General features: G+C 72.8%; 17 protein-coding genes and 1 pseudogene. 5 read left to right on the plus strand and 13 right to left on the minus strand.

What is annotated here, in order from left to right:
* Positions 1 to 98 precede the first annotated feature (98 nt).
* Positions 99 to 920, plus strand: a complete 822-nt coding sequence (locus AB0M18_RS25390; protein ID WP_365761773.1) for a sirohydrochlorin chelatase — start codon at positions 99 to 101, stop codon at positions 918 to 920.
* Here the strand turns inward: AB0M18_RS25390 and AB0M18_RS25395 are convergent.
* The 4 genes and pseudogenes from AB0M18_RS25395 to AB0M18_RS25410 all read right to left on the minus strand — a co-directional run.
* Positions 821 to 1378: pseudogene (locus tag AB0M18_RS25395) on the minus strand (TIGR03086 family metal-binding protein); the annotation flags it as partial. The gene AB0M18_RS25390 and the pseudogene AB0M18_RS25395 sit on opposite strands and share 100 nt — an antisense overlap.
* A 140-nt stretch (positions 1379 to 1518) precedes the next feature.
* Complete coding sequence (locus tag AB0M18_RS25400) at positions 1519 to 2124, minus strand: DsbA family protein (RefSeq protein WP_365761775.1); 606 nt, start codon at positions 2122 to 2124, stop codon at positions 1519 to 1521.
* A gap of 99 nt (positions 2125 to 2223) precedes the next feature.
* On the minus strand, positions 2224 to 2790 hold the full coding sequence (locus AB0M18_RS25405) for a DUF1697 domain-containing protein (protein ID WP_365761777.1): 567 nt from the start codon (positions 2788 to 2790) through the stop codon (positions 2224 to 2226).
* A gap of 92 nt (positions 2791 to 2882) precedes the next feature.
* Positions 2883 to 4094 carry a S8 family peptidase gene (locus AB0M18_RS25410; RefSeq protein WP_365761779.1) on the minus strand — a complete coding sequence of 404 codons (1212 nt, stop codon included), beginning with the start codon at positions 4092 to 4094 and terminating at the stop codon, positions 2883 to 2885.
* A gap of 520 nt (positions 4095 to 4614) precedes the next feature.
* Between AB0M18_RS25410 and AB0M18_RS25415 the strand changes: the two genes are divergently transcribed.
* Positions 4615 to 5472: an aminoglycoside phosphotransferase family protein gene (locus AB0M18_RS25415; RefSeq protein WP_365761781.1), complete on the plus strand. Its 858-nt coding sequence runs from the start codon at positions 4615 to 4617 to the stop codon at positions 5470 to 5472.
* Here AB0M18_RS25415 and AB0M18_RS25420 read toward each other — a convergent pair.
* Complete coding sequence (locus AB0M18_RS25420; RefSeq protein ID WP_365761783.1) at positions 5469 to 7097, minus strand: IS200/IS605 family accessory protein TnpB-related protein; 1629 nt, start codon at positions 7095 to 7097, stop codon at positions 5469 to 5471. The genes AB0M18_RS25415 and AB0M18_RS25420 overlap by 4 nt on opposite strands.
* A 258-nt stretch (positions 7098 to 7355) precedes the next feature.
* On the opposite strand from AB0M18_RS25420, the gene AB0M18_RS25425 reads away from it, so the two are divergent.
* A complete protein-coding gene (locus tag AB0M18_RS25425) occupies positions 7356 to 8186 on the plus strand; it encodes an alpha/beta fold hydrolase (RefSeq protein ID WP_365761785.1) in 831 nt (276 codons plus the stop codon).
* Here AB0M18_RS25425 and AB0M18_RS25430 read toward each other — a convergent pair.
* The 4 genes from AB0M18_RS25430 to AB0M18_RS25445 all read right to left on the minus strand — a co-directional run bounded on the left by AB0M18_RS25430 (position 8183) and on the right by AB0M18_RS25445 (position 12545).
* Complete coding sequence (locus AB0M18_RS25430; RefSeq protein WP_365761787.1) at positions 8183 to 8905, minus strand: 3'-5' exonuclease; 723 nt, start codon at positions 8903 to 8905, stop codon at positions 8183 to 8185. The genes AB0M18_RS25425 and AB0M18_RS25430 overlap by 4 nt on opposite strands.
* 88 nt (positions 8906 to 8993) lie before the next feature.
* On the minus strand, positions 8994 to 10247 hold the full coding sequence (locus tag AB0M18_RS25435) for an SAV2148 family HEPN domain-containing protein (protein WP_365761789.1): 1254 nt from the start codon (positions 10245 to 10247) through the stop codon (positions 8994 to 8996).
* Positions 10248 to 10335: 88 nt separating this feature from the next.
* Positions 10336 to 11640: a copper amine oxidase gene (locus AB0M18_RS25440; protein ID WP_365761791.1), complete on the minus strand. Its 1305-nt coding sequence runs from the start codon at positions 11638 to 11640 to the stop codon at positions 10336 to 10338.
* 80 nt (positions 11641 to 11720) lie between these two features.
* A complete protein-coding gene (locus AB0M18_RS25445) occupies positions 11721 to 12545 on the minus strand; it encodes a Tat pathway signal sequence domain protein (RefSeq protein ID WP_365761793.1) in 825 nt (274 codons plus the stop codon).
* 161 nt (positions 12546 to 12706) lie between these two features.
* Here AB0M18_RS25445 and glgX point away from each other — a divergent pair, with 161 nt between their 5' ends.
* The gene (gene glgX / locus AB0M18_RS25450) at positions 12707 to 14827 is read left to right on the plus strand and encodes a glycogen debranching protein GlgX (protein ID WP_365761795.1); all 2121 of its coding nucleotides are present in this window, start codon (positions 12707 to 12709) and stop codon (positions 14825 to 14827) included.
* On the opposite strand, the gene AB0M18_RS25455 is transcribed toward glgX, so the two are convergent.
* Positions 14796 to 16028 (minus strand): MFS transporter, encoded by a 1233-nt coding sequence (locus AB0M18_RS25455; protein WP_365762032.1) that lies wholly within the window; start codon positions 16026 to 16028, stop codon positions 14796 to 14798. The genes glgX and AB0M18_RS25455 overlap by 32 nt on opposite strands.
* A 90-nt stretch (positions 16029 to 16118) precedes the next feature.
* On the opposite strand from AB0M18_RS25455, the gene treY reads away from it, so the two are divergent.
* Positions 16119 to 18470, plus strand: coding sequence for a malto-oligosyltrehalose synthase (treY, locus tag AB0M18_RS25460; protein ID WP_365761797.1), 2352 nt, complete (start codon positions 16119 to 16121; stop codon positions 18468 to 18470).
* Between the two features lie 111 nt (positions 18471 to 18581).
* Here the strand turns inward: treY and AB0M18_RS25465 are convergent, their stop codons facing one another.
* From AB0M18_RS25465 to AB0M18_RS25475, 3 genes are all read right to left on the minus strand, one after another.
* Positions 18582 to 20780, minus strand: a complete 2199-nt coding sequence (locus tag AB0M18_RS25465; protein ID WP_365761799.1) for a hypothetical protein — start codon at positions 20778 to 20780, stop codon at positions 18582 to 18584.
* A 142-nt stretch (positions 20781 to 20922) separates the two neighbouring features.
* On the minus strand, positions 20923 to 21885 hold the full coding sequence (locus AB0M18_RS25470) for a cytochrome P450 (protein WP_365762034.1): 963 nt from the start codon (positions 21883 to 21885) through the stop codon (positions 20923 to 20925).
* Between the two features lie 241 nt (positions 21886 to 22126).
* Entirely contained in the window at positions 22127 to 22684 is a 558-nt protein-coding gene (locus tag AB0M18_RS25475) for a DUF1707 and FHA domain-containing protein (protein WP_265867965.1), read from the minus strand.
* Positions 22685 to 22748 lie beyond the last annotated feature (64 nt).

Below are 22748 nucleotides of genomic sequence, written 5' to 3' on the forward strand. Positions count from 1 at the left end.
TCCTGCTCGTCGGCGTCGCCATCGACCTGCTGATCTTCAGCCCCCTGGAGCGCGCGGTACTGCGCCGCCGCGGACTGCTGGTCAAGGGCTGAACCCCGATGAGCACCCCTGTCCTCCTCGTCATCGCGCACGGCAGCCGTGACCCGCGGCACGCGGCGACCGTCCAGGCCCTGGTGGCCCGGACCGCCGCGCTGCGGCCGGGGCTGCGCGTGGAGACGGCGTTCCTGGACTTCAACCTGCCGTCCGTGACGGGGGTGCTCGACCGGCTCGCCGCCGAGGGGGTGCGGGAGGTCGTCGCCCTGCCGCTGCTCCTGACCCGCGCCTTCCACGCGAAGGCCGACATCCCCGCCGTCCTGCGGCAGGCCCCGGCCTCGCTGCGGATCCGGCAGGCGGAGGTCCTGGGCCCGTCCCCGCTGCTGCTCGCGACGGTGGAACGGCGCCTGTACGAGGCGGGCCTGACGCCCGCCGACAAGAGCACGACCGGGGTCGTCCTGGCCTCGGCGGGCTCCACCGACCCGGAGGCGATCGCAGTGATCGCAGAAACGGCGCGGGAGCTGCGGAACACCGGTTGGTGCTCCGTGCGGCCTGCGTTCGCCTCCGCATCTCTTCCCAGGACGGACGAGGCGGTACGGGCGCTCCGCGCCGAGCCGGGCGTCCGCCGGGTGGCCGTGGCCCCGTACGTGATCGCCCCGGGCCGCCTCCCGGACCGCATCGCGGCGGGCGCGGCCGACACCGGGGCGATCCTCGCGGACGTCCTGGGCCCCTCGCCCGAACTGGCCCGGCTGCTCCTGGAGCGTTACGAGCCGGCGGCTGCGGCCCTGCGGCCGCTGAGCGCGAGGGCCCTGGTGAAGGCCGGGGCGTCGTCCGCCGTGGCGACGGCCGCGTCGAACCCCTCGTACTCCCGGTACATCTCCGCGTAACGCCCGACGACCTCGAGGACGAACGCCCCGGTCTCCTCGGGCACCTCGTACTCCTGCCCGGTGCTGTGGGCCAGGTCCCAGCCGTGCAGCGCGAGTTCGAGCACGAGCATGGCCGCGACCTCCCCGGCCGGCATGCCGCTCCCCCCGAGGTCGATCTCCCCCTCCCACGCCTCCGCCTTCCCCCAGGCGGCGAGCGCCCGGTCGAGCTGCGCCGCGTACCGCTCGGCCCAGTCCGCGTCGGCGGTGAAGTCCCGCTGCACGGTCTCCTCGGGCAGCTCGGTCCGCAGCGCCCGGTGCTCCAGGCCGTGGGCGCCGTAGAGGACGAGATGGTTGGCGAGCTCGCGGACGGTCCAGTCGGTGCAGCGGGAGGGCCCGGCGAGCTGTTCGGCGGTGACGCCGCGCGTGACACGGACGGACTCGGCGGCGCAGGCGGTGAGGTGTCGGTGCATCGTGTTCATGGTCCCGACGCTAAGTGCCGCCGTCCGGGCCGGTCTTGAAGTTTCGCGACAGCGGGGCGGACGGGGCCGGCGAACCCGGTGGACCGCACGATCGGCAGCATGATCGACTCCACCCATGAGTCTGAGCCGGCCGGCAGTCGCTAGGAGAAGTCGAGGCCGCCGGTGCGGGTGCGCTTGAGTTCGAAGAGGTCGGGGTGGGCGGCGAGGACGCGGAAGCCGTCGAAGAGTTCCACGGCGCGCTCGCCGCGCGGGACCGCGCGCAGGACCGGGCCGAACCAGGCGGTGCCGTCGACGTGGAGGGTGGGGGTGCCGACGTAGGCGTCGGCGTCGGGGTCCTTGCCGGCGTCGTGGCTGCGGCGGACGGCCGGGTCCCACGCCGGGTCGTGGGCCGCGGCGGCGAGTTCGGCGGGCAGGCCGAGCTCGGCGAGGGACTCGGCGATCACGGCGTCGAAGTCCTTGTTCTTCTGCTCGTGGATGCGGGTGCCGTACGCGGTGTAGAGCGGGCGCAGGATGTCCGCGCCGTGCTGCTCGGCGGCCGCGGCGGCCACCCGGACCGGGCCGATGGAGGCGTCGACGAGGGTGCGGTACCAGTCGGGCAGCTCGTTGCCCTCGTTGTGGAAGTACAGGCTCATGACGTGGAAGCGCACGTCGATGTCGCGGCGCTGCTCCACTTCGAGGATCCAGCGGGAGGTGATCCAGGCGAAGGGGCAGGCGGGGTCGAAGTAGAAGTCCACGGTGGTCGTCATGGGGACAAGCCTAGGGCCGGTATGGCCCGGTGGGGCGGGCCAATCACGACGTACTCGGCTGGGCCAATCCGGCCCTTCCCCTCAGTCCCCTCGGTCCTCTCAGTCCTCGTGTGCCGTCATCTCGACCAGCTTCCGCACCGTGTTCCAGTTGCGCGCCGTGACCGTGACTCCCTTGAAAAGGGCCGGCCGGGACAGGGCCTCGCCGAGTTTCGAGGTGCCGAGGCCGCCGGGGGCGTACAGGTAGAGCACGCGGTCGCCGAGGGCGAAGGCCTCGGGCCGGAAGGACTCGCGGTCGAGTGCGGCGAAGCGCTTCTCGTCGACCCGCTCGGAGAGGTAGAAGGCGTGCAGCTGCTTACCCTCCAGCTCCTCGGCGGGGAAGGGGCAGTCCGCGGCGACGGCGGCGAGGTAGGCGTGCTCGCGCACGAGGCAGTCGACGCTGAAGCCGAAGTGCTTCTCGATCGCCGCCTCGACGCCCTCCCGGACCGCTTCGTCCGCGGTGTCGGGCGCGTCGGCGGCGGTGGTGAAGACCGCGTTCCCGCTCTGCAGATACGTCTTCACGTCCCGGTGGCCGAGGCCTTCGAGGACGGACCGCAGCTCCGCCATGGGGACCTTGCGGTGTCCTCCGACGTTGATGCCGCGCAGCAGCAGGGCGTAGATCTTCGTCATGGCCACACCATAGGACGACCGCCGTGCCCCGTGGGGGAGGGCGCGGCGGTCGCCGGTCGTGCGAGGAGGATCAGCGGAAGGTCAGCGGAGCATCACTCGACGATCTTCAGGAGCTTGTTGGCGGTGCCGGGCGAGGCGTTGCCGATCTTGTCGGGGGTGGCTCCGCCGACCAGGGCCTCGGCGACCTGGTCCGGGGTGGCGTCGGGGTGGCCGGCCAGGTAGACGGCGGCGGCGCCGACCACGTGCGGGGTGGCCATCGACGTACCGGAGATGGTCTTGGTCCCGGTGTCGCTGTCGTTCCAGGCGGAGGTGATGTCCGAGCCCGGCGCGTAGAGGTCGACGACCGCGCCGAAGTTGGAGAAGCCGGACTGCTCGTCGTCCTTGGTGGAGGAGGCGACGGTGATCGCCTCCTGCACGCGGGACGGGGAGCCCTCGCCTGCGTCGGAGGACTCGTTGCCGGCGGCGACGCCGAAGGTCACGCCGGAGGCGATGGCCTTCTTGACCGCGTCGTCGAGGGCCGGGTCGGCCCCGCCGCCGAGGCTCATGTTGGCGACGGACGGGCCCTGGTGGTTCTTGGTGACCCAGTCGATGCCGGCGACGACCTGCTCGGTGGTGCCGGAGCCGTTGTCGTCCAGGACGCGGACGGCGACGATCTTCGCCTTCTTGGCGATGCCGTGGGAGGAGCCGGCGATGGTGCCCGCGACATGGGTCCCGTGGCCGTTGCCGTCCTGGGCCTCGTCGTCGTTCTCCACGGCGTCGAAGCCGTAGGAGGCCCGGCCGCCGAAGTCCTGGTGGGTGATGCGGACGCCGGTGTCGATGACGTACGCGGTGACACCCTCGCCCGCGGTGTCGGGGTAGGTGTACTTGTCGTCGCCGGCGGTCTCGGTCTGGTCGACCCGGTCGAGGCCCCACGACGGCGGGTTCTCCTGGGTCTCCTTGATGCTGAACGTGCGGTTCTGCACCACCTTGGCGACGGACGGGTCGGCGGCGAGGCGCTTGGCCTCGGTCTCCGAAAGGCCGTTCACCGAGAAGCCGTTGACCGCGGAGTCGTAGCTGCGGCGCAGGGTGCCGCCGTACTCCTTCGCGAGGTCGGTCTTCCCGGCCTGGTCGGTCTTCTCGTCGAGCAGCACGACGTAGCTGCCGGCGACGGCGCCTTCGACACCGAGTCCGTAGACCGTTCCTTCGGCGGGCGCGGGGGCCGCACCGGCGAACGGGCCGTAGAGGACGGTGACTCCGGCCGCGGCCGCGATAGCGGTCGTGACGGCGATGTAACGGGTCCGGCGGACACGCTTGTGTATTGCCATGAAGAGGGGTCTCCTCGTCAGGATTTGTGGGGGGTTGAGCCATCGGACGCAAACTCTCCGGTCGCTCGTTCGAAACCCTGTCCCATTGACGAGTGCAAATCAACCCCTTCTCGGACCTGTGACTTATCCAACAAGGCTTCTTAATGAGAAGGGTGGAAAATCTCCCCAACTCCCCCCTTGACTCGGGCGACTTGAGGATTCCGGGAGGGTGACGGAGGAGGATCAGCCGCGCTGGCGAGCGGACCAACACCCTGTTTCCATCGGTAACCAGACGCTGCCTCAACTCGTCGGTTCCGATGGCCCCGCTGTAGTCATCCTGGAAGGCGGGCGTGGCCACCACGCAGGGCGGGATCGGCGAGAAGCTTCCGGTCGGTCATGATCCGGCAGGGCCTGTCCGGGACGCGGTCATCGCCGTGACGGGCCGTCGGTACGTCAAGGTGACCAGCACGGATGCGAGACTTTGACGTCATCGCAACTGTCGGGCGCATCAGTGATACACCTCTGCTGTGGGGAGAGAACGATGGACGAGGCGCGGGCCCGGGAGATCCTGACCGCCGCCGGACTGCGGGCGGCCGACGCGACCCTGCTCGCGCTCGGCGAGAACGCGGTCTTCGCGCTCGGCGACCTGGTGGTGAAGGTCGGCCGGGACGCCGAGCTGCTGCCGCGCGCGGAGCGCGAGCTGACCCTTGCCGGCTGGCTGGAGTCGGCCGGCGTTCCCGCCGTACGGGCCGCGGAGCCGAAGCCGCTGCTCGTCGAGGGCCATCCGGTGACCGTCTGGCACCGGCTGCCGGAGGCCGTACGGCCCAGCGAGCCGCACGACCTGGCGCCGCTGCTGCGGGCGGTGCACGCGCTGCCCGAGCCGACCGAGTTCGAGCTGCCGCGGCGCGAGCTGCTCGGCGGGGTGGAGCGCTGGCTGCGCCTTGCGGGCGACGCGATCGACCCGGCCGACGCCGCCTATCTGCGCGAGCGCCGCGACGCCTTCGCCCCGACCGCCGCCGCGCTCGTCCCGCATCTCACCCCCGGGCCGATCCACGGCGACGCGCTGCCCCGCAATGTGCACGTCGGCCCGGACGGTCCGGTCCTGGTGGACCTGGAGACCTTCTCGTCCGACCTGCGCGAGCACGACCTCGTGGTGCTCGCGCTCTCCCGGGACCGCTACGGCCTCGACCCAACCGCCTACGACGCCTTCACCGCCGCCTACGGCTGGGACGTGCGCGAGTGGGAGGGCTGCGCGGTGCTGCGCGGGGCGCGGGAGACCGCCAGCTGCGCCTGGGTGGCGCAGCACGCGCCGACGAACCCGAGGGCGCTCGCCGAGTTCGAGCGGCGGGTGGCCTCGCTGCGGGACGGCGACCCCGAGGTGCGCTGGTACCGTTTCTAGAGACTGAGCGGGAGTGAGTCCTGTCGCCAGGTCTCGCGCTCAGCCGCGTGCCCCGAACGGTGTTGGGCACGCTGGTCGCCCGCTTTCACGCCGCGTCCGGTCCCAGCGGATCGTGTCCGTGGTCCGGGGATGCGGGGGCGGGTTCCCTCACGCCGACAGTCACCATGTCCGGCCTGGGCGGTCCGATGCCCGCGACGATCGCTCTGGTCGTCGCGGGGCGGTGCCGCCCGTCGCCGGATACGGTGCCCGAGGGCGCGTCGTCCGATCGCCACGGCAGCACTGTCGTGGCGAGTTGTCTTTCGGTGCTGGGCGGTGAGGGGCTGCTGCCAGTGCTGGGCGCCCCATTTGCTGGTGTACGCCGGATCCACGGCCGCAATCGTGATGCCGAGTTCGGCGGCCATCGACACGAGCCGGGCCCGCAGCCGGGCGACGGGCATGCCGCTGATGAGGTTGCGGAACCGTTTGCGGCGGCCGTGCTTCTCGCGGGTCTTCTCCGCGGCGAAGTCGAGGTCTTCGATGGCGATAGTGAGATTGTGGCGCTGGGCCCAGTGCAAGAGCCGGGTGAGGGCGTGGCGTACCTGGGCGTCCCGGTGGGCGGTGTTGCCGGACAGGTCGTAGAAGAAGCGACGTGGCTCACCCATCGGGTTGCCGTGCCGGTCGAGACGCCAGGAGGCCAGGTGGTCGGCATTGGTGTCCACGCCGATCACGCCGCCCGCCCGCGCCGTCTCCAGTGGCACGGTCTTCACTGGGGGAATGGTCCAGGAAGCGGTGAGGTACCAGCGTCCACGTGCGGTGTCGTGGTGGATGCGGTAGGCGACCGCACGGTTCGTGGCCACGCGGTCGGCCCACTGCTCGCCTCGATGCCGGAACGCCACGGTGCCGGTGAGGACGTACCGGCCGCGTGGGGAGTTGGCCAGATGAGCCAGCGTGGCCGGGAGCTTGAGCGACATTTCGCCGTCGGGGGTGACGCGGATGGTCTCGTTGCCGAACCGCTTGCCCGTCTCGCCGTCCGCAGTGAGGAACCAGCGCGCGGCCTCCCACCGCTCCCGCCACTCCGTCTCGGTGAGTTGGGCGGCGTCGAGATGATGCCGAGCGCGGAACAGGCGTCCGCCGCCCCGTACAACCCGGACCCGCCCAGCTTCCCGGTCGGCCCGCTCCCGGGCCAGACGGTCCTCCAGCACACCCAGACGCCGGGACTTGGCGAACCACTCCCACCGCGTCCGGTACCCACCCGGACACCGCTTCGAGCCTTTCTCGCCGACTGGCAGTGACAGGCGCTGTGCGACCGTCCTGACACCCGCTTCCAGCTCCTGGATGTGCGCGAGCTGCCCGCGCCGTGACAGCGCCCACTGATCATGGGTGGCCTTCGTGATGCTCCCGGCCCACCGGGAAGACGACTCCCCGCTCAAGGCTCGCTTCCGCGCCGCCCACGTGTCCGCCGAGTGCTCCAGCCCCTCCGCGCACCGTCGCCTCAGATCACGACCGGCCAGCGACCCCAGATGCGCACCGACCAGCCGCAGTACTTCCACGTCTCCGGGTGTCAGGTGCTTCAGGCGCGTGCGGATCGAAACCCCCGAAGGTCCCAGGGCGACGAACGGCGCCGACAACTCGCGCAGCACACCCACCCCAGCACCCCACCCTGACCATCCGAACGAAGCCCGCCATACGGCACAACGGCCACAGCCACCAAAAGGTCACTCATGCGAACCTGGATCATTCATTCGCTCACCCATCGGTCTGAGCCACACCCAGCGCACGCACTCCCCACAGACCAGAACGCACTCCCCCAAACTCAAGCGACAACAGCTCGCCCCCTCTTACGGCATCGCCCTTCTGACATCATGAGCCCTGTCGAACCGGCGGGTAACGAACGGGGTGTTGGGATGCGGATGGAACTGTCGGACGTCACGCTGGACGTCGAGGTGAGCGGCGAGGGCCCGGCCGTGCTGCTCCTGCACGGCTTCCCCGACTCGCACCACCTGTGGCGCCACCAGGTCCCGGCCCTGAACGCGGCCGGGTTCCGGACGATCACGCCCACCCTGCGCGGCTTCGGCGGCTCGGACCGGCCGGAGGGCGGCCCGGAGGCGTACCACCCGGCGAAGCACGTGGGCGACGTCCTCGAACTCCTCGCCCGGCTCGACGTCGACCGCTTCCACCTGGTCGGCCACGACTGGGGCTCGGGCATCGCCCAGGCCCTCGCCCAGGTCGCGCCGGACCGGGTGGCGAGCCTCGGCATCCTGTCCGTGGGCCACTTCGCGGCGGTCCGGAACGCCGGCTGGGAGCAGAAGCAGCGGTCCTGGTACATGCTGCTGTTCCAGCTGGCGGAGGTCGCCGAGACCTGGCTGGCCCACGACGACTACGCGAACCTCCGCGAGATGCTCGCCGAGCACCCCGACCGGGAGGCGGTCCTGGAGCCGCTGAAGGAGCCGGGCGGCCTGACGGCCGCGCTGAACATCTACCGCGCGGGCCTGCCTGCCGAGGTGCAGTTCGCCCCGGAACTCCCGCTGTCACCGCTCCCGGAGCAGGTCCCCGTCCTGGGTATCTGGTCCACCGGCGACCGCTTCCTCACCGAGCGTTCGATGGCGGACACCGGCGAGCACGTGGCCGGCTCCTGGCGCTACGAGCGCGTCGAGGACGCGGGCCACTGGCTCCAGCTCGACCAGCCGGAGAAGGTGAACGAGCTGCTGCTCTCCTTCCTCAAGGAGAACGGCTAACCCACCACCCCCGCGGGCGCGTGCAGCGGCCACGTCGGGTCCACCACGGCCTCGGTGTCACCCTTCCTGCGGAGGAAGGACTGGAAGTCCTCGGCCCACTCCCGGTACCAGACGATCTGGCGCTCGTGGAGCCGGGCCGGGTCGAGGGCGGCGACCGAGGCGTGCCGCCCGGCTATCGCGATGGCGACCCGGACCGCGGCGAGCGCGTCGGCGGCGGCCTGGTGGGCGGCGGTGAGCTCCACCCCGTACTCCCCGCAGACCGCTTCCAGGGTGCGCTTGCCGCGCCGGTAGCGGTCGACGGCGCGGTCGATGGTGTACGGGTCGAGGACCGGACCGGTGGCGGCGCCGCCGAGCCGCTCGCCGAGCGAAGGCAGTCCGTGCCGGCGCAGCTCGGCCGAGAGCAGGGTCAGGTCGAAGGACGCGTTGTAGGCGACGACCGGGACGCCGCGGCGCCAGTAGCCGGTCAGGGTGTCGGCGACCTCGTCGGCGACCTCGCGGACCGGGCGGCCCTCGGCGGCGGCGCGTTCGTTGCTGATGCCGTGGATCGCGGACGCCTGTGCCGGGATGCGGATGCCCGGGTCGGCGAGCCAGTCGTGCTGGCGCACCACCTCGCCGCCGTGGACGCCGACGATCGAGGCCGTGACGATGCGGGCCTCCAGCGGGTCCGTACCGGTCGTCTCCAGGTCGAAGCCGGCCAGCTCTTCCCCGTACCAAGCCATCGGGTCCTCCTTACGTGATCTCCCCCGTGGTGCTGAAAACCTTCGCACGCGCCACTGACAACGCGGTCGCCGGGCGTCGGGAGGCCGGTCAGGAGACCGGTCGGGAGTCGAGCCACACGGACTCGAATTCCTCCCGGTATGTCGAGAAAAGTCCGTGTTCGGCGCCCGTGTCGGGACCCTGTCCGGCCCGCACCACGTTCCGTCCGCCGCCGCGCAGGACGAGCACCGGCGCCTCCATGCCGCGCGCCTTGCGCAGATACGACTGGACGACCGCGACCCCGTCGGGACCGTCCCCGTCGACCAGGTAGGCGGTGAAGCGCGGGGTCTCGTCGAAGACGTGGATCTGGAAGGCGCCGGGGTCGCGCAGCTTGGAGCGCACCCGGCGCATGTGCAGGATGTTCATCTCGACCGAGCGGCTCAGCTCGCCCTTCTTCAGGCCGAGCTCGCGCTCGCGCCGCTTGACCGCGCTGCTCGCCGGGTTGAGGAAGAGCAGCCGTATGCGGCAGCCGGACTCGGCGAGGTGGACCATGCGCCGGCCGGAGAAGTTCTGCACGAGGAGGTTCAGGCCTATGCCGGTGGCGTCGAGCCGGCGGGCCCCGCCGAACAGGTCCTCGGCGGGCAGCTGCCGCTGCAGCCGCACCCGGTCGGGGTGCACGGACACCACGTCGGCGTAGCGGTCGCCGACCAGGTCCTCGACGGCGTCGACCGGCAGCCGGTCCGCCGAGGGCACCCCCGCCCCGCTCCCGAGGATCTCCAGGAGCCGGGCGGAGGCCCGTTCGGACTGGGCGAGCACGGTCAGCGACAGGGCCCGGTTGCGGGAGACGACATTGCGCGTCACCTCCAGCTCGTCCAGGGCGAGTTCGACCTCGCGCCGGTCGTCGAAGTACGGCTCGAAGCAGGGCCAGTGCTGGACCATCAGCTCGCGCAGTTGCGGGAGGGTGAGGAAGCTCAGCACGTTGTCGTCGGCCGGGTCGAGCAGATAGCCCTTGCGCCGGGACACCTCACGGACGGCGACCGCCCGCTGGACCCACTCCTGCCCGGCCGGCCCGGCCGCGGCCACCACCCACTCCTCGCCGTGCACCGGTTCGTACACCGGCCGGAGCACGGCGGCGACGACGGCCCGCAGCCGCTGTTCGACGAGATTCAGCCAGATGTAGGCGCGGCCGGCCCGCTGGGCCCGGGTGCGCACCTCGCTCCACGCCTCCGCGCCCCACTCCAGTTCGGCGCCGATCTCCACCGGCCGGGCGACGGAGACCGCGCCGGGCGGCACCTCGCCGGGGTCGGCCGGTCCCCCGTCGTGACCCGCCTCGCCTGGGGGCAGCTCCAGACCTCCCGAGCTCACCCGCGCACCGCCTTCTGCTCCCGACAACGATCAAGGAAGGGTACTCCGGGAGCGGGAGGCGGTGCAGCAGGATCGCCGGGCCGGTTGCTCAACTGCCCAGATTCGGGGCCCCGTTCTGACCGGCGAGATCAGCCGGAGTGAGCGGATTCATAGCGGTTACGTCCCTGGGCGCGAGCTGGAATCCCTGCCAGTGGACCGGCATCGGCTGCTGGTCCTCGTCCCGGGCGATGTGGTGGAACCCGATGTTGACCCAGACCGCCGGGTTGGTCAGAGTCTCCCCGTTGACCCATTTGTCCACGCTGTTGGGCGCGTTCCGGCCACAGTCCAGGATGTTGTTGCTGGCGAACTGCTCGCAGGCGCGGGCCTGGGTGAAGTAGACGTCGTGCTTCGTGAACGGGCGGCCGGCGTAGGTGTTGGTGTGGCCCGGCACGATCTCGTACGAGCGGGCGTGGCCGTCCTTGTTCTTGCCGTTCTGGCTCACCACCCGCCACCAGCGCATGTTCTTCGCGTCGCCGGCGAGCTCCTTGGTGACGACCGTGCGGGTGGTCTTCACGGTCGGGCTGCCGTCCCGGGCGGGCGGGGTGACCTTGGAGTCGTACTGCTCGACGCGCCCCTTGGAGTTGCCGTCGAGGCCGAAGTCGAGCTTCCAGAAGACGTTGTGGGCGTGGCTGGTGGCGTAGTCGCGGGCGCCCTTGCCGAGGGGCCAGCCGCGCCCGTCGGTGGCGTTGTAGTCGACCGGCGAGAGGCTGCCGGTGGCGCCGACGTTGGCCGAGATCATTCCGTCGGAGGAGAACCGCCACTCGCTGATGTACTCGTACCAGCCGACCTTGTTGACGGTGTAGACGAGCAGGTCCTTGCCCTGGGCCTGCCAGACCTTGCCGGGGGTGTCGGCGGCCATCCGGTAGGCGTGGCCGCGGGCCCGGGTGGTGGTGCACAGGCCGTTGACCTTGCCGACGTCGGGCACCTTGACCGAGGTGATGGTGCCGCCGGGGCACTCGCCGGGCTTGAGGTTCTGCAGGCCCCAGCCGAAGCCGGCGCCGGTGAGGTCGTCGTACTCGGCGTTGCCGTCGTCGTACGGGACGTGGATCTGGGCGAGCTTGGCGCTGTCGAGGACACGGATCGGGGCACGCTCGCCGGGCGGCTGGTAGGTGACCTTGTCCAGGATCAGGCCGGAGTCGGTCGAATAACGCCAGCACATGCGCCAGACGGTGCCGCCGTCGAGCTTCTGCTCGACGCGGTACGCGGCGGAGCAGTCGGCCGCCGGCGGCGGTGCGGGTGCGGCCGGGGCGGCCGGGGCCGCGCTGGCGGGGACGGTGGTGGCGGCGCCGATCAGGGCGCCGGCGGCGAGAACGGCGCCCGTGGTGCGGGCGTGCCGGAGTCGCGAAGAGGACATGCGGACGTACTCCCTCGGTACGGTCGTGCGGTGGTGTGGTTCCGGGCCGGTGGTCGGCCGGCTCCGGGCCGGGCCGGTGGTCAGCCGACGCGGGTGACGGTGCGGGCGCTGAGGTCGACGATCAGGCCGCGGGTGTCGATCCAGGCGCCGTTCAGCACCTTGGTGACGAGGCGGACGCAGCGGTGCTCGCCGCACTTCGCGAGCTGCGGCGGCACGTCCTTCTCTCGGTAGGTGCGGTAGACGTCGCCGTTGAACCACAACTGGTCCGGCGCGGTGAGCTCCTTGCCGGTGGCGTCCTTATAGTCCTCCTTGACGCCCTTGCCGAGCGGGCTGTCGAGGATGAGCCTCAGCGCGGCCCGCAGTTCCTCGGGGTGGGCCGAGGGCTGGACGCCGCGCTGCGCGCCGGAGGCCTCCACCTTCCCGGTGTCGAGGTTGACCGTCCTCGTGACGAGCTCGTCGCGGCCGTAGTCGTAGAGGCGGACCACGGCGCGGCGCGGTCCGCCGGTCTCCTCGCCGGGCCGCGGGTCGGCCAGCTCGGTGCCGAGGCGCTGCGGCCCCCGGCCGCCCTCGGCGTCGCGCTGGGCGGTGGCGGCCGGCGGGGTCAGCGCCAGGGCCTCGGCCCGCTTCAGCTCGTCGTCGGTGAGCGGATCGGTGCCCACTCCCTTCGCCCCCTCGGGCGGTGCCGCGGCCAGGGCGGCGGGCCCGGGTGCCGGGCCGTCGGACGTGGCGGCGCCCGGTCCCGTTCCCGTGGCGGCCGCGGTGCCGCTGCCCGACGGCGGCCCGGCGGCCCCGGCGGCTCCGGCGCTGCCCGGCAGGGTGACGGCGACCGCGACCGCGGTGCCGGTCACGGCCATGGCGGCGCCGGCCACCACCTTCCCCAGGTGGCGGCGCACGATTTCGTACACGTTTCCCCCCTACTCGTACAAGTCTTTCCGCATATCCCCCGGTTCGCGGCATGGTCACCCGTTAGGACGAGTCGACGTCCTAGGAGGTTGGGTCTCTTTCGGGCAGGATCTGGCCGAGTTGGACCCCTCTTGCCCCCGGACAGAAGTGGAAGAGTTCGTCTATGCAGGTCTGGCCGGGACAGGCGTATCCCCTGGGCGCCACCTATGACGGCGCCGGCACCAATTTCGCGGTCTTCTCGGAGGCCGCGCACCGGATCGAGCTGTGTCTGCTCGACGACGACGGCGGCGAGACGTCCGTGGAGCTGCGCGAGACCGACGCGTTCGTGCGGCACGCCTATCTGCCGGGCGTGATGCCCGGACAGCGCTACGGCTTCCGGGTGCACGGGCCGTACGCGCCGGAGCGCGGGCTCCGCTGCAACCCCGCGAAGCTGCTCCTCGACCCGTACGCGCGGGCGGTCGCGGGCGCGGTGGAGTGGCACGAGGCGGTGTACGGGTATCCCTTCGGGCGGCCCGACGCCCGCAACGACCTGGACTCCGCCCCGCACACGATGACGTCCGTCGTCGTCAACCCGTACTTCGACTGGGGCGACGACCGGCGGCCGCGCACCGAGTACCACCACACGGTGATCTACGAGGCCCATGTGAAGGGCCTGACCATGCTCCACCCGGACCTGCCCGAGGAGCTGCGCGGCACGTACGCGGGGCTCGCGCACCCGGCGGTCATCAACCACCTCAAGGAACTGGGCGTCACCGCCCTTGAGTTGATGCCGGTGCACCAGTTCGTCAACGACCACCGGCTCGCCGACGCGGGCCTGTCGAACTACTGGGGCTACAACACCATCGGCTTCTTCGCCCCGCACAACGCCTACGCCTCGTGGGGCGACCGGGGCCAGCAGGTCCTGGAGTTCAAGTCGGCGGTGCGGGCGCTGCACCAGGCCGGCATCGAGGTGATCCTCGACGTGGTCTACAACCACACGGCCGAGGGCAACCACCTGGGCCCGACGCTGTCCTTCCGGGGCCTGGACAACCCCTCGTACTACCGGCTCGGCGACGACCCGCGCTACTACACGGACACCACCGGCACCGGGAACTCGCTGCTCATGCGGTCCCCGCACGTGCTCCAGATGATCATGGACAGTCTGCGCTACTGGGTGACCGAGATGCATGTGGACGGTTTCCGCTTCGACCTGGCGGCCACCCTGGCCCGCCAGTTCCACGAGGTGGACCGGCTGTCCTCGTTCTTCGACCTGGTGCAGCAGGATCCGGTGGTCAGCCAGGTGAAGCTGATCGCCGAGCCCTGGGACCTGGGCGAGGGCGGCTACCAGGTGGGCAACTTCCCACCGCAGTGGGCCGAGTGGAACGGCAAGTACCGGGACTGCGTGCGCGACCTGTGGCGCGGCGAGCCGCGCACGCTCGCCGAGTTCGCCTCCCGGCTCACCGGCTCCTCCGACCTCTACCAGGACGACGGGCGCCGCCCGCTGGCCTCGGTCAACTTCGTGACCTGCCACGACGGTTTCACCCTGCGCGACCTCGTCTCGTACAACGACAAGCACAACGAGGCCAACGGGGAGGGCAATCGGGACGGCGAGAGTCACAACCGGTCCTGGAACTGCGGCGCCGAGGGCGACACCGACGACATCGGCATCCGCGAACTGCGCCAGCGCCAGATGCGCAACTTCCTGGCCACCCTGATGCTGTCGCAGGGCGTGCCGATGCTCGCCCACGGCGACGAGTTCGGGCGCACCCAGAGCGGCAACAACAACGCGTACTGCCAGGACAGCGAGATCTCCTGGGTGCGCTGGCCCAAGCCGGGCAGCGAACCGGAGTCCACGCTCCTGGGGTTCACCCGGGCGATGGTGCGACTGCGCCGTGAGCACCCGGTGTTCCGGCGCCGCCGCTTCTTCCACGGGCGGCCGGTGGAGGGCACCCACGACGAGCTCACCGACATCGCCTGGTTCACGCCGGAGGGCGTGGAGATGACGGCCCGGGACTGGCAGGCCGCGCACGCGCAGGCGCTCACCGTCTTCCTCAACGGCAACGCGATCTCCGAGCCGGGCACGCAGGGCGAGCGGATCTCCGACGACTCCTTCCTCCTGATGTTCAACGCCTCTTCGCAGGAGCTGGAGTTCGAGGTGCCGGACAGCCACGGCGAGTGCTGGAAGGTGGTCGTGGACACCTCCCATCCGGAGGGCATGCCGCCGCAGGAGGGCCCGCGGGTCGCGGCCGGCGAGCGGGTGACGCTCGCCCCGCTCACGCTGACGGTGCTGCGACGCCCGGCCTGAGCCCGTCCGGGCCGGGCTCCTTCGTACGGGAGGCGCGCACGGTCCACGACAGCACCGCGCACCCCACGGCCGCCCCGGCCGCCACTCCGAAGGCGGCCGGGGCGCCGTGCGTCTCGGCGAGCCGGCCGGACACGGCGAGCGCCACGGCCTGCCCGCCGACCACGCCGCTGGTGAGGAAGGCCATGCACTCGGCGAGCCGGGCGGGCGGCGCGGTGCGCTCGGTCAGCCCGAACACGGTGATCAGATGCGGGGCGTAGGCGACGCCGAGGACGACGACCGCCGCGTACAGCCCTCCCAGGGTGTCGACGAGGACGAGCGGCACGGCGAGCACCACGAGCGCGGCGGTGGCCGCCCGCCAGCGGGCGGGCAGCCCGATCCCGGCGGGTACGGCGGCCATGGCGAAGCCCGCGGCGGCGCTGGTGACGCCCATCGCCGCGTACACGAGCCCGGCCTGGTCGGGCACGCCGAGCCGTTCGGTGAGGGCGGTGATCCCGGCCTGCGAGGCCCCGAACATGGCGCCCTGGAGGACCATCGCGCCGCGCAGCGCGTACGTGGAGACCGGGAGCCGCGTCCGTTCGGCGGCACTCGAACGGGTGAGCTTGGGCGCGGCCGCCGACCGGGCGCTCGGGTGGAGGGCGAAGGCGGTGCCGCAGCCGGCGAGGAGCGCGGCGGCGGTCAGCAGGGCGGCGGCCGGGTGGGCGACGGTGGCGGCGAGGCCGACCAGGGCGGGTCCGAGGACGAAGGACACCTCGTCGAGGGTGCCTTCGAAGGAGAGCACCGTCGCCACGGTCCGGTCGTCGGCGCCCGCCCGGCGGGCCAGGGTCACCGAGCGGGTCCTGGCCAGCGGGCCGATCTGCGGGACGGTGGCTCCGGCGAGCGCGCCGAGGGGGATCAGCAGGCCGGTGGGGGCGCGGCCGAGGGCGGCGAGCACCAGGGCGGTGACGGCGGCGGCGTTGGCGAGGGCGGCGGCCAGGACGACGGGCCGCTGTCCGCGCCGGTCGGCGAGCCGTCCGATCAGCGGCCCGGCGCCGGTCTGTCCGGCCGCGAGCGCCCCGCCGACCAGACCGGCGGTCGCCAGCGAGGCGCTTGTCTCGGCGACCAGGAGGAGGCTGCCGAGCTGGCACATGGCGGTGGGCAGCCGGCCGAGGAAGGAGACGGCGGGCAGGACCGGGCCGAGCAGACGGAGCGTGTCGCGATACATCCGGAGCATCACGCGAACGTAACGCGGCTCACCCGAACGGGCGCATGGGGCGATGACACGGAACCCTCCGCGCGGGGTACGTACGTTCGCATGACGTCCTTCTCGCCGGGCTCGTCCTCGGAACGCGCGCTGCCCACCGCGACCTACCGGATCCAGCTCCAGCCGGAGTTCCCGTTCGCCGCCGCCGAGGCGGCCGTGCCACGGCTCGCCGCGCTCGGCGTCTCGCATCTGCACCTGTCGCCGGTCCTTGAGGCGGTGCCCGGTTCGACCCACGGCTACGACGTGACCGATCCGGGCCGGGTACGGGGCGAGCTGGGCGGCGAGGACGGGCTGCGGGCGCTCGCGGCGACGGCCCGCGCGCACGGCCTGGGCCTCGTCCTCGATCTCGTGCCCAACCACATGGCGGCCTCGCCCCGGCACAACCGGGCGCTGCGGGAGGTGCTGCGGGAGGGTCCGGAGTCGCCGTACGCGCGCTGGTTCGACATCGACTGGGCGGCCGGCGACGGGCGGATGCTGCTGCCGGTGCTGCCGGCCCGGCTCTCCGAGGTGCGCGACCGGCTGCGGGTCGCGGACGGGGTCCTGGTTCTGGACGGGCAGGAGTTCCCGCTGCGGCCGGGCACCGAGGACCTGCCCCTGGACGAGCTGCTCGACGCCCAGTGGTACCGGCTCGCGTGGTGGCGGCTCGCTCGCACCGAGCTCAACTACCGCCGGTTCTTCACCATTTCGGACCTGATCGGGGTGCGGGTCGAGGACCCGGAGGTGTTCGCCGCGACCCATGCCAAGGTCCTGGAGCTGGTCGCCGACGGTGTCGTCGACGGGCTGCGGATCGACCACCCGGACGGACTCGCCGATCCGGAGGGCTATCTGGAACGCCTCGCCGAGGCGACCGGCGGACGCTGCTGGACGGTGGTGGAGAAGATCCTCACCGGCACCGAACCGCTGCCCGCCTCCTGGCCGGTGGCCGGCACCACCGGCTACGACGCCCTGCGGTACGTGGACGGACTCTTCACCGACCCGGTGGGCGCCGACGAACTCGGCGACGTGTACCGGGAGTTCGCCGGGCGGGCCGGGGACCGGGGCGGCTACTGGGCGGCGACCGCGCGCCGCGCCGCCTACAAGGTCGTCACCCATGAGCTGGCCTCGGAGACCGCCGCCCTGACCCGGCTGGCCGGCCGGATCTGTGCCGCCGACCCCGCGCTGCGCGACCACGCACCCTGGGCGCTGCACACCGCGATCCGCGAACTCCTCGTCCGTGTCCCGGTCTACCGCGCCTACCGCACCGGCGGCGAGCACGTCCTCACCCCGGAGGCCGCGCGCGGCGCCAAGGCGGCGTTCGCGGTGCCGGAGGAGGCGACGGCGGTGGACGTGGTGCGCGACCTGGCGCTCGGCGTACACGGCGACGGGCCCGAACACCGGGCGTTCCGGGCGCGGTTCGCGCAGACCTCGTCCGCGCTGCGCGCCAAGTCCGTGGAGGACACCGCGTTCTACCGCTACACCCCGCTGCTCTCGGCGAACGAGGTGGGCGGCGACCCGGGCCGCCCGGCGGTCACCCCCGACGAGTTCCACGCCTTCTGCGCCCGGCTGGCCCGCGACTGGCCGGGCACCGGCACGGTGCTCACCACCCATGACACCAAGCGCAGCGCGGACGTACGGGCCGGGATCGCGGTCCTGTCGCAGTGCCCGCAGCGCTGGGCGGAGCTCCTGGAGGAGGTGGCCGGGGTGCCCGCGCCCGATCCGCACCTGGCGTGGACGGCCTGGCAGACCGCCTTCGGCTTCGGCACCCCCGACCCGGCCCGGCTCGGCCCCGCCGTCCTCAAGTCGGTGCGCGAGGCGGGCCTGCACACCAGCTGGACGGAGCCGGATCCGGCGTACGAGCGGGCGGTGACCGAGTTCGTGGCGGCCGGCCCGGGCCGGATCCCGCTCCGTACCGCCTCCGAGACGGCCTTCGCGCTGGAACCCCACATCCGCGCCCAGGTCCTGGGCGCCGCGCTGGTGCAGCTGACCATGCCGGGCGTGCCCGAGCTCTACCAGAACACCGAGCGGGAGTACCGGGCGCTCGTCGACCCGGACAACCGGGCGCCGTACGCGCCGGGCCCGGACGACGACAAGACGGCGCTGGTACGGGCGGCCCTCGGCCTGCGCCGTACCCACCCCGAGTGCTTCGGCCCGGCCGGGCACTACACGGCGCTGCCGGCGACGGGCCCGACGGCCCCGCACTGTCTGGCCTTCACCCGCGCGGACCGGGTGCTCACGGCGGTGACCCGGCTGTCGCTCCGCCTCGCGGAGGCGGGCGGCTGGCAGGACACGGCGCTGGCGCTGCCGGACGGCCGGTGGCTCGATGTCCTCGACGGCGTACGGGAGTTCAGCGGCGGCGCGCAGACTCCGGTGAAGCTGGCGGAGCTGTTCGAGTCGCGGCCGGTGGCGCTGCTGGCACGAACCTGACTCCGCCGGGGAGAAGTTGAGGGGCGAGGAAGGCGAAGGGACTACTGCGTCGATTGGATTCGATTGAGAAGGAAGCCCCTTCATGGCCTCGCCTTGGGAAGAACCTAACACTCAGGCGGGGATCAGGTCGCGCAGATTTTCCGGCGTGATCACCCGCGAGCCCGGGGCGAGCCCCTCGGGGCGCTCCAGACCGATGTAGGTGACCGGCTCCTCGGGTGCGGGGGTCCGGCCGTCCCACAGCTCGGTCCGGGCGCCCGCCGCGGTCATCAGGTCGGTGAGGTGCCGGACGGTGAGCGGGGTCCGCTCGACCAGGCCGCGGACGAGGACGGCGAAGGTCACCTTGTTCTCCTCGACCCGGTTCCCGTGCGGCTCGCCCTTGAGGTAGAGGTGCAGCCAGCGGGCGTGCCAGCCGCCCTCGGCGTCACGCTGGAAGGCCAGCGGCAGGGCGATCCGGCCGGGTCCGCGCAGGTCCGACTTCATGCGCACGGTGCGCGGTTCGAAGGGCCGGCCGCCCTGGTCGGCCTCGCGCAGCATGAAGCCGAAGAACGACTCCTCGACGCGGTCGAAGCCCTCGCCGCCGAAGACGTGCACCTGCGGCACGACGAAGTCCCCGCGCACCGCGCCGAGCCGCAGGTCGATGAACTCCGAGGCCCCGTCGGGCGCGTTGGTGACATCGCCGGAGTGCGTGCCCTCGACGGAGGTGAGGGAGGTGTACGAGAGCCAGGTGACGGCGTCGTAGTCGGCGTCCAGGACCAGCGCGGACAGGTCGTGGTCGGTGACGGCCTGCGCCTGCTTCCAGTACGTGAAGAAGCGCAGCAGCTCGCCCTCGACCCGCGACACGGAGCCGCGCGGCAGGGTGCCGAGGCCGGCCGCGGCGGCCCGGCCGCTCAGCGGCAGCGCCACGGCCAGGGCCTCGGGGTCGACCAGGAGCCGCTCCGGGACGGTGATCCGGCGCCGGATCTCGGCGTCGAGCAGCGCGGTCAGCCGGTCCCGTACGGCCTCGGGCAGGGGCCCGCGGGTGTCCTCGGTGACCCAGGCGCCGCCGGACCGGTTCACGAACACCCGGCGCGGCGCGCCGGCTTCGGCGACTCCTGTGCGGATCCGCCCCGTGCGGTTCTGCGCGTGCTCGCGCAGGGACAGCACGACACGGCCGGACACCCGGGCCGCGGCGCGCTCGGCGGCGGCGAGGACGGCGTCGAGTTCCGGGCCTTCCTGCGCGGTGCGGACGAGCCGGTCGAGCGCGCGGAACAACGCGCCGGGCGCGGTGGTCGCGAGCAGGTCGGCGGCGCCGGTGACGTCGCCGTCGGCGAGCAGCGCCTCGACCCGGCCGGCGAGCGAGGGCGCCTTGCGCTCGCCGCGCGCGACGGCGAACACCTCTGCCGCGTGCGGCCACTTCGGGTACTCGTGCGGGTGCAGCCGCTCCCCGAGCCGCTTCCAGGCCTCCCGGTGCCGGGTGACATCGGCGAGCTTCGCGGGCTGCGCGGCGACGACCGCGTCGAGCGCGGCGAGCATCGCGCGGCGGTGCGGCCGGGAGGGCGCGCGGAACCGGGTGGGCTCGCGCAGGCTCACGTCGCCGTCGGACAGCGCGCAGGCGAGCCGCAGCACATCGGTGACGGTGTCGACGAGCAGGGCGGCCCCGGCCTTCAGCCGCGCCCGGTTGACCACGGCCCGGATCTCCCGGACCGGGATCTTCTCCGGCTGCGGCCCGTGTGCCTGGCGCCTGGCGAGCACGGCCAGGTCGGCGAGGTGCTCCTCGCCGAGCGGGGTGCGGCTGCCGGCGAGGGCGAGGTACAGCGCGCTCACCTCGTCGAGGAGGGAGCCGCCGGGGTGCAGGAGCGTGACCCGGTCGCCGGCCGCCGCGACGAGTTCGCCGTGGGCGGCGAGCAGCTCCTCGTACGAGTGCTGGTAACGCCCGTACGTGGGAAGGGTCAGCAGGTCGAGCACCCCGTGACTGAGCTGCCCGAGCACCAGGGGGCGCGCCGTCTCGTCGGCGAGCGCCTTGACCAGGCACTCGGCCCAGAAGGCGGCGGTGTCGGGCACGCCGGCCGGGAAGTCGACGAAGTACGTGTTGTGCCGGACGTGGTCCCCGACGAGCTCCCGGACGGTGTCCAGGGTGCGGGCGGCGAGCGCGAGCACCGCCTTCTCCTCGCACCCGGAAAGGGCGGTGAACAGCTCGCCCGACAGCTTGAACCCGACCGACATCAGCGCCACGTCCAACTGCCGTGCGGCGGCGGCCCCTTGGCCGGTGCCGGAGGGGACGGGGACGCGGAGGGTGTGTCGTACGACCAGGCGTTCGAGGGTGTGGACCATGCGGGCATGGTTCCAGGGCCGGGCAGCCGGGCGCACACGGATTTCGAACGGGAGGCATGGGCGCGCCGACAACGTTAAGGCGGCCGGCCGGGCCCGAAGGCGGCCGGCCGGGCCTGACGACGCCGGTACGCCCTGAAGACGCCTAGCCGCCGGGGCGGACGATCAGGCTGCGCGGGGCGCGGGTGATCACTCCGGTGCGTCCCGGGCGGAAGCCGTCGGCGAGGCGGAGCCGGGGCATGGCCCGGAAGAGGGCGCGCAGGGCGTACTCGGCCTCCAGGCCGGCGAGCGTCACGGCGGGGCAGGGGCCGGGGCCGAAGGTCAGCTGGCCGGGGTCGTCGCGCAGCAGGTCGAAACGGTCCGGTTCGCGGAAGCGCTCGGGGTCGCGGCCCGCGGCCCCGAGGAGCAGGGCGACCGGGGCGCCGGCCGGGAGGGTGCCGCCGCTGACCGTGATCTCGCCGCGGGTGCGACGCATCATGATCTGCACCGGCGGCTCGCGCCGCAGCGACTCGGTCCAGGCCCGGGCGACCAGGCCGGCGGGCGCGTCGCGCAGGGCCTCGACGCGGTCCGCGTCGGTGAGCACGTCCGCGAGGAATCCGGCCAGGGCCTTCTCCCGTACGGCGATCTGCGCCGTGCACTGCCCGGCGAGCGCGGAGGCGGCCCGGCCGCGCACCAGCCGCATCATGTCCCGGTACGGCACGCCGACGGCGGCGGCCACGGTCCCGGCGGGCAGCCAGTGACAGAAGTCCGCCACCAGGTCGGCCCTCGGCCGGTCGGCGATCCGGCGGGCGAGCACGAACGCGGTGCGCTCGGCGACGGCCCGCAGTTCGCCCTCGTCCACGTCCGTGTGCGTCTCGGCGCACGGCGGGTCGCCGGGCCGGTGCCCGTGCGTGAACCGCGCGTCGGCGAGCGCCCCGGCCACGTCCGCGTACCGGCTGAGCACCCAGGCCCGCAGCAGCGGATCGTGCGTGAGCGGAAACTCCTCGCGCAGCACGCGATACGTGCGGTACGGATCGCGCCCGGCCCCCGGCTCCAGCGGACTCGGCGCGACCCGCCGCGGGCGCTCCGCCGCGGCCGCGGCGGCGGCCTGCGACCCGGCGGGCGCCATCGGGGGCAGCACGGCCCAGTGCTCGCGCCACCCACCCTGCCTCCGGTACGGCTCGTGGCTCATCTGGCCCCCTCGGTGGTCGGCCGGCTCGACTGGTGCGGTCCCCCAAGCACACCACCGATCGAGTGACATCGCAGCACGTACACCGCCGAACGGGTCGAATTCGACGCGAATCGACCGAAGTCGCTGAAGGGTAGAAGGGGCCGAAGGGGCCGAAGGGGCCGAAGCGTCCGGCCCGTGCTCAGTTCAGCGACAGCCGGAACGACATCTGGCCGAACCCCACCGCGTCCCCCGCCCGCACCACCACCGCGCCCGTGACCCGCCGGCCGTTCACCGTCGTGCCGTTCGTCGAGCCGAGGTCGCGCAGGATCCACGTGCCGGCCTGGGAGGAGAGTTCCGCGTGGAGGCGGGAGACCGTCTCGTGGCTGAGCCGGAGGCCGTTCACCGGGTCACGGCCGATGCGCAGCGGATACGGGCCGGGCACCGGGAGCAGGAGCTTCGGGAGGCGCTCGGTGTGCCAGGCGCGGCCGAGGCGGGCCGTGAAGGCGGACATCTTGCCGACCGCGCCGACCACGCGGCGGGTCCAGGTGGACTCGGTGGCCAGGTCCGCCGTGAGGAGGGCGAGTTCGTCGGAGCGGCGGGCGACCAGGGCCCGCTCCATGCGGAAGAGGAACGTGTCGTGCGACAGACGTCCCTGTGCCGCGCCCTCGCGGAGCACCGCGAGCGCGCGCTCCCGCTCGGCGTCGGTCAGCCGAGGCGCGTCCGGCGGTCCGGCCGGCAGCTCGTAAGGGGTCGTCACATCGTGATTGTCCGACGGGAGGCACCGGGGTGTCCAGAAGGGCCGTCGGCGGCCACCGGACAGG

The sequence above is a fragment of the Streptomyces sp. NPDC051909 genome (genome assembly GCF_040681095.1).
Taxonomy (GTDB): domain Bacteria; phylum Actinomycetota; class Actinomycetes; order Streptomycetales; family Streptomycetaceae; genus Streptomyces.

Coding starts and splice junctions, on each gene's coding strand:
- AB0M18_RS25390 (WP_365761773.1), top strand. CDS start 99: ATGAGCACCCCTGTCCTCCTCGTCATCGCGCACGGCAGCCGTGACCCG.
- AB0M18_RS25400 (WP_365761775.1), bottom strand. CDS start 2,124: ATGACGACCACCGTGGACTTCTACTTCGACCCCGCCTGCCCCTTCGCC.
- AB0M18_RS25405 (WP_365761777.1), bottom strand. CDS start 2,790: ATGACGAAGATCTACGCCCTGCTGCTGCGCGGCATCAACGTCGGAGGA.
- AB0M18_RS25410 (WP_365761779.1), bottom strand. CDS start 4,094: ATGGCAATACACAAGCGTGTCCGCCGGACCCGTTACATCGCCGTCACG.
- AB0M18_RS25415 (WP_365761781.1), top strand. CDS start 4,615: ATGGACGAGGCGCGGGCCCGGGAGATCCTGACCGCCGCCGGACTGCGG.
- AB0M18_RS25425 (WP_365761785.1), top strand. CDS start 7,356: ATGCGGATGGAACTGTCGGACGTCACGCTGGACGTCGAGGTGAGCGGC.
- AB0M18_RS25430 (WP_365761787.1), bottom strand. CDS start 8,905: ATGGCTTGGTACGGGGAAGAGCTGGCCGGCTTCGACCTGGAGACGACC.
- AB0M18_RS25440 (WP_365761791.1), bottom strand. CDS start 11,640: ATGTCCTCTTCGCGACTCCGGCACGCCCGCACCACGGGCGCCGTTCTC.
- glgX (WP_365761795.1), top strand. CDS start 12,707: ATGCAGGTCTGGCCGGGACAGGCGTATCCCCTGGGCGCCACCTATGAC.
- AB0M18_RS25455 (WP_365762032.1), bottom strand. CDS start 16,028: ATGTATCGCGACACGCTCCGTCTGCTCGGCCCGGTCCTGCCCGCCGTC.
- treY (WP_365761797.1), top strand. CDS start 16,119: ATGACGTCCTTCTCGCCGGGCTCGTCCTCGGAACGCGCGCTGCCCACC.
- AB0M18_RS25465 (WP_365761799.1), bottom strand. CDS start 20,780: ATGGTCCACACCCTCGAACGCCTGGTCGTACGACACACCCTCCGCGTC.
- AB0M18_RS25470 (WP_365762034.1), bottom strand. CDS start 21,885: ATGGCGCCCGCCGGGTCGCAGGCCGCCGCCGCGGCCGCGGCGGAGCGC.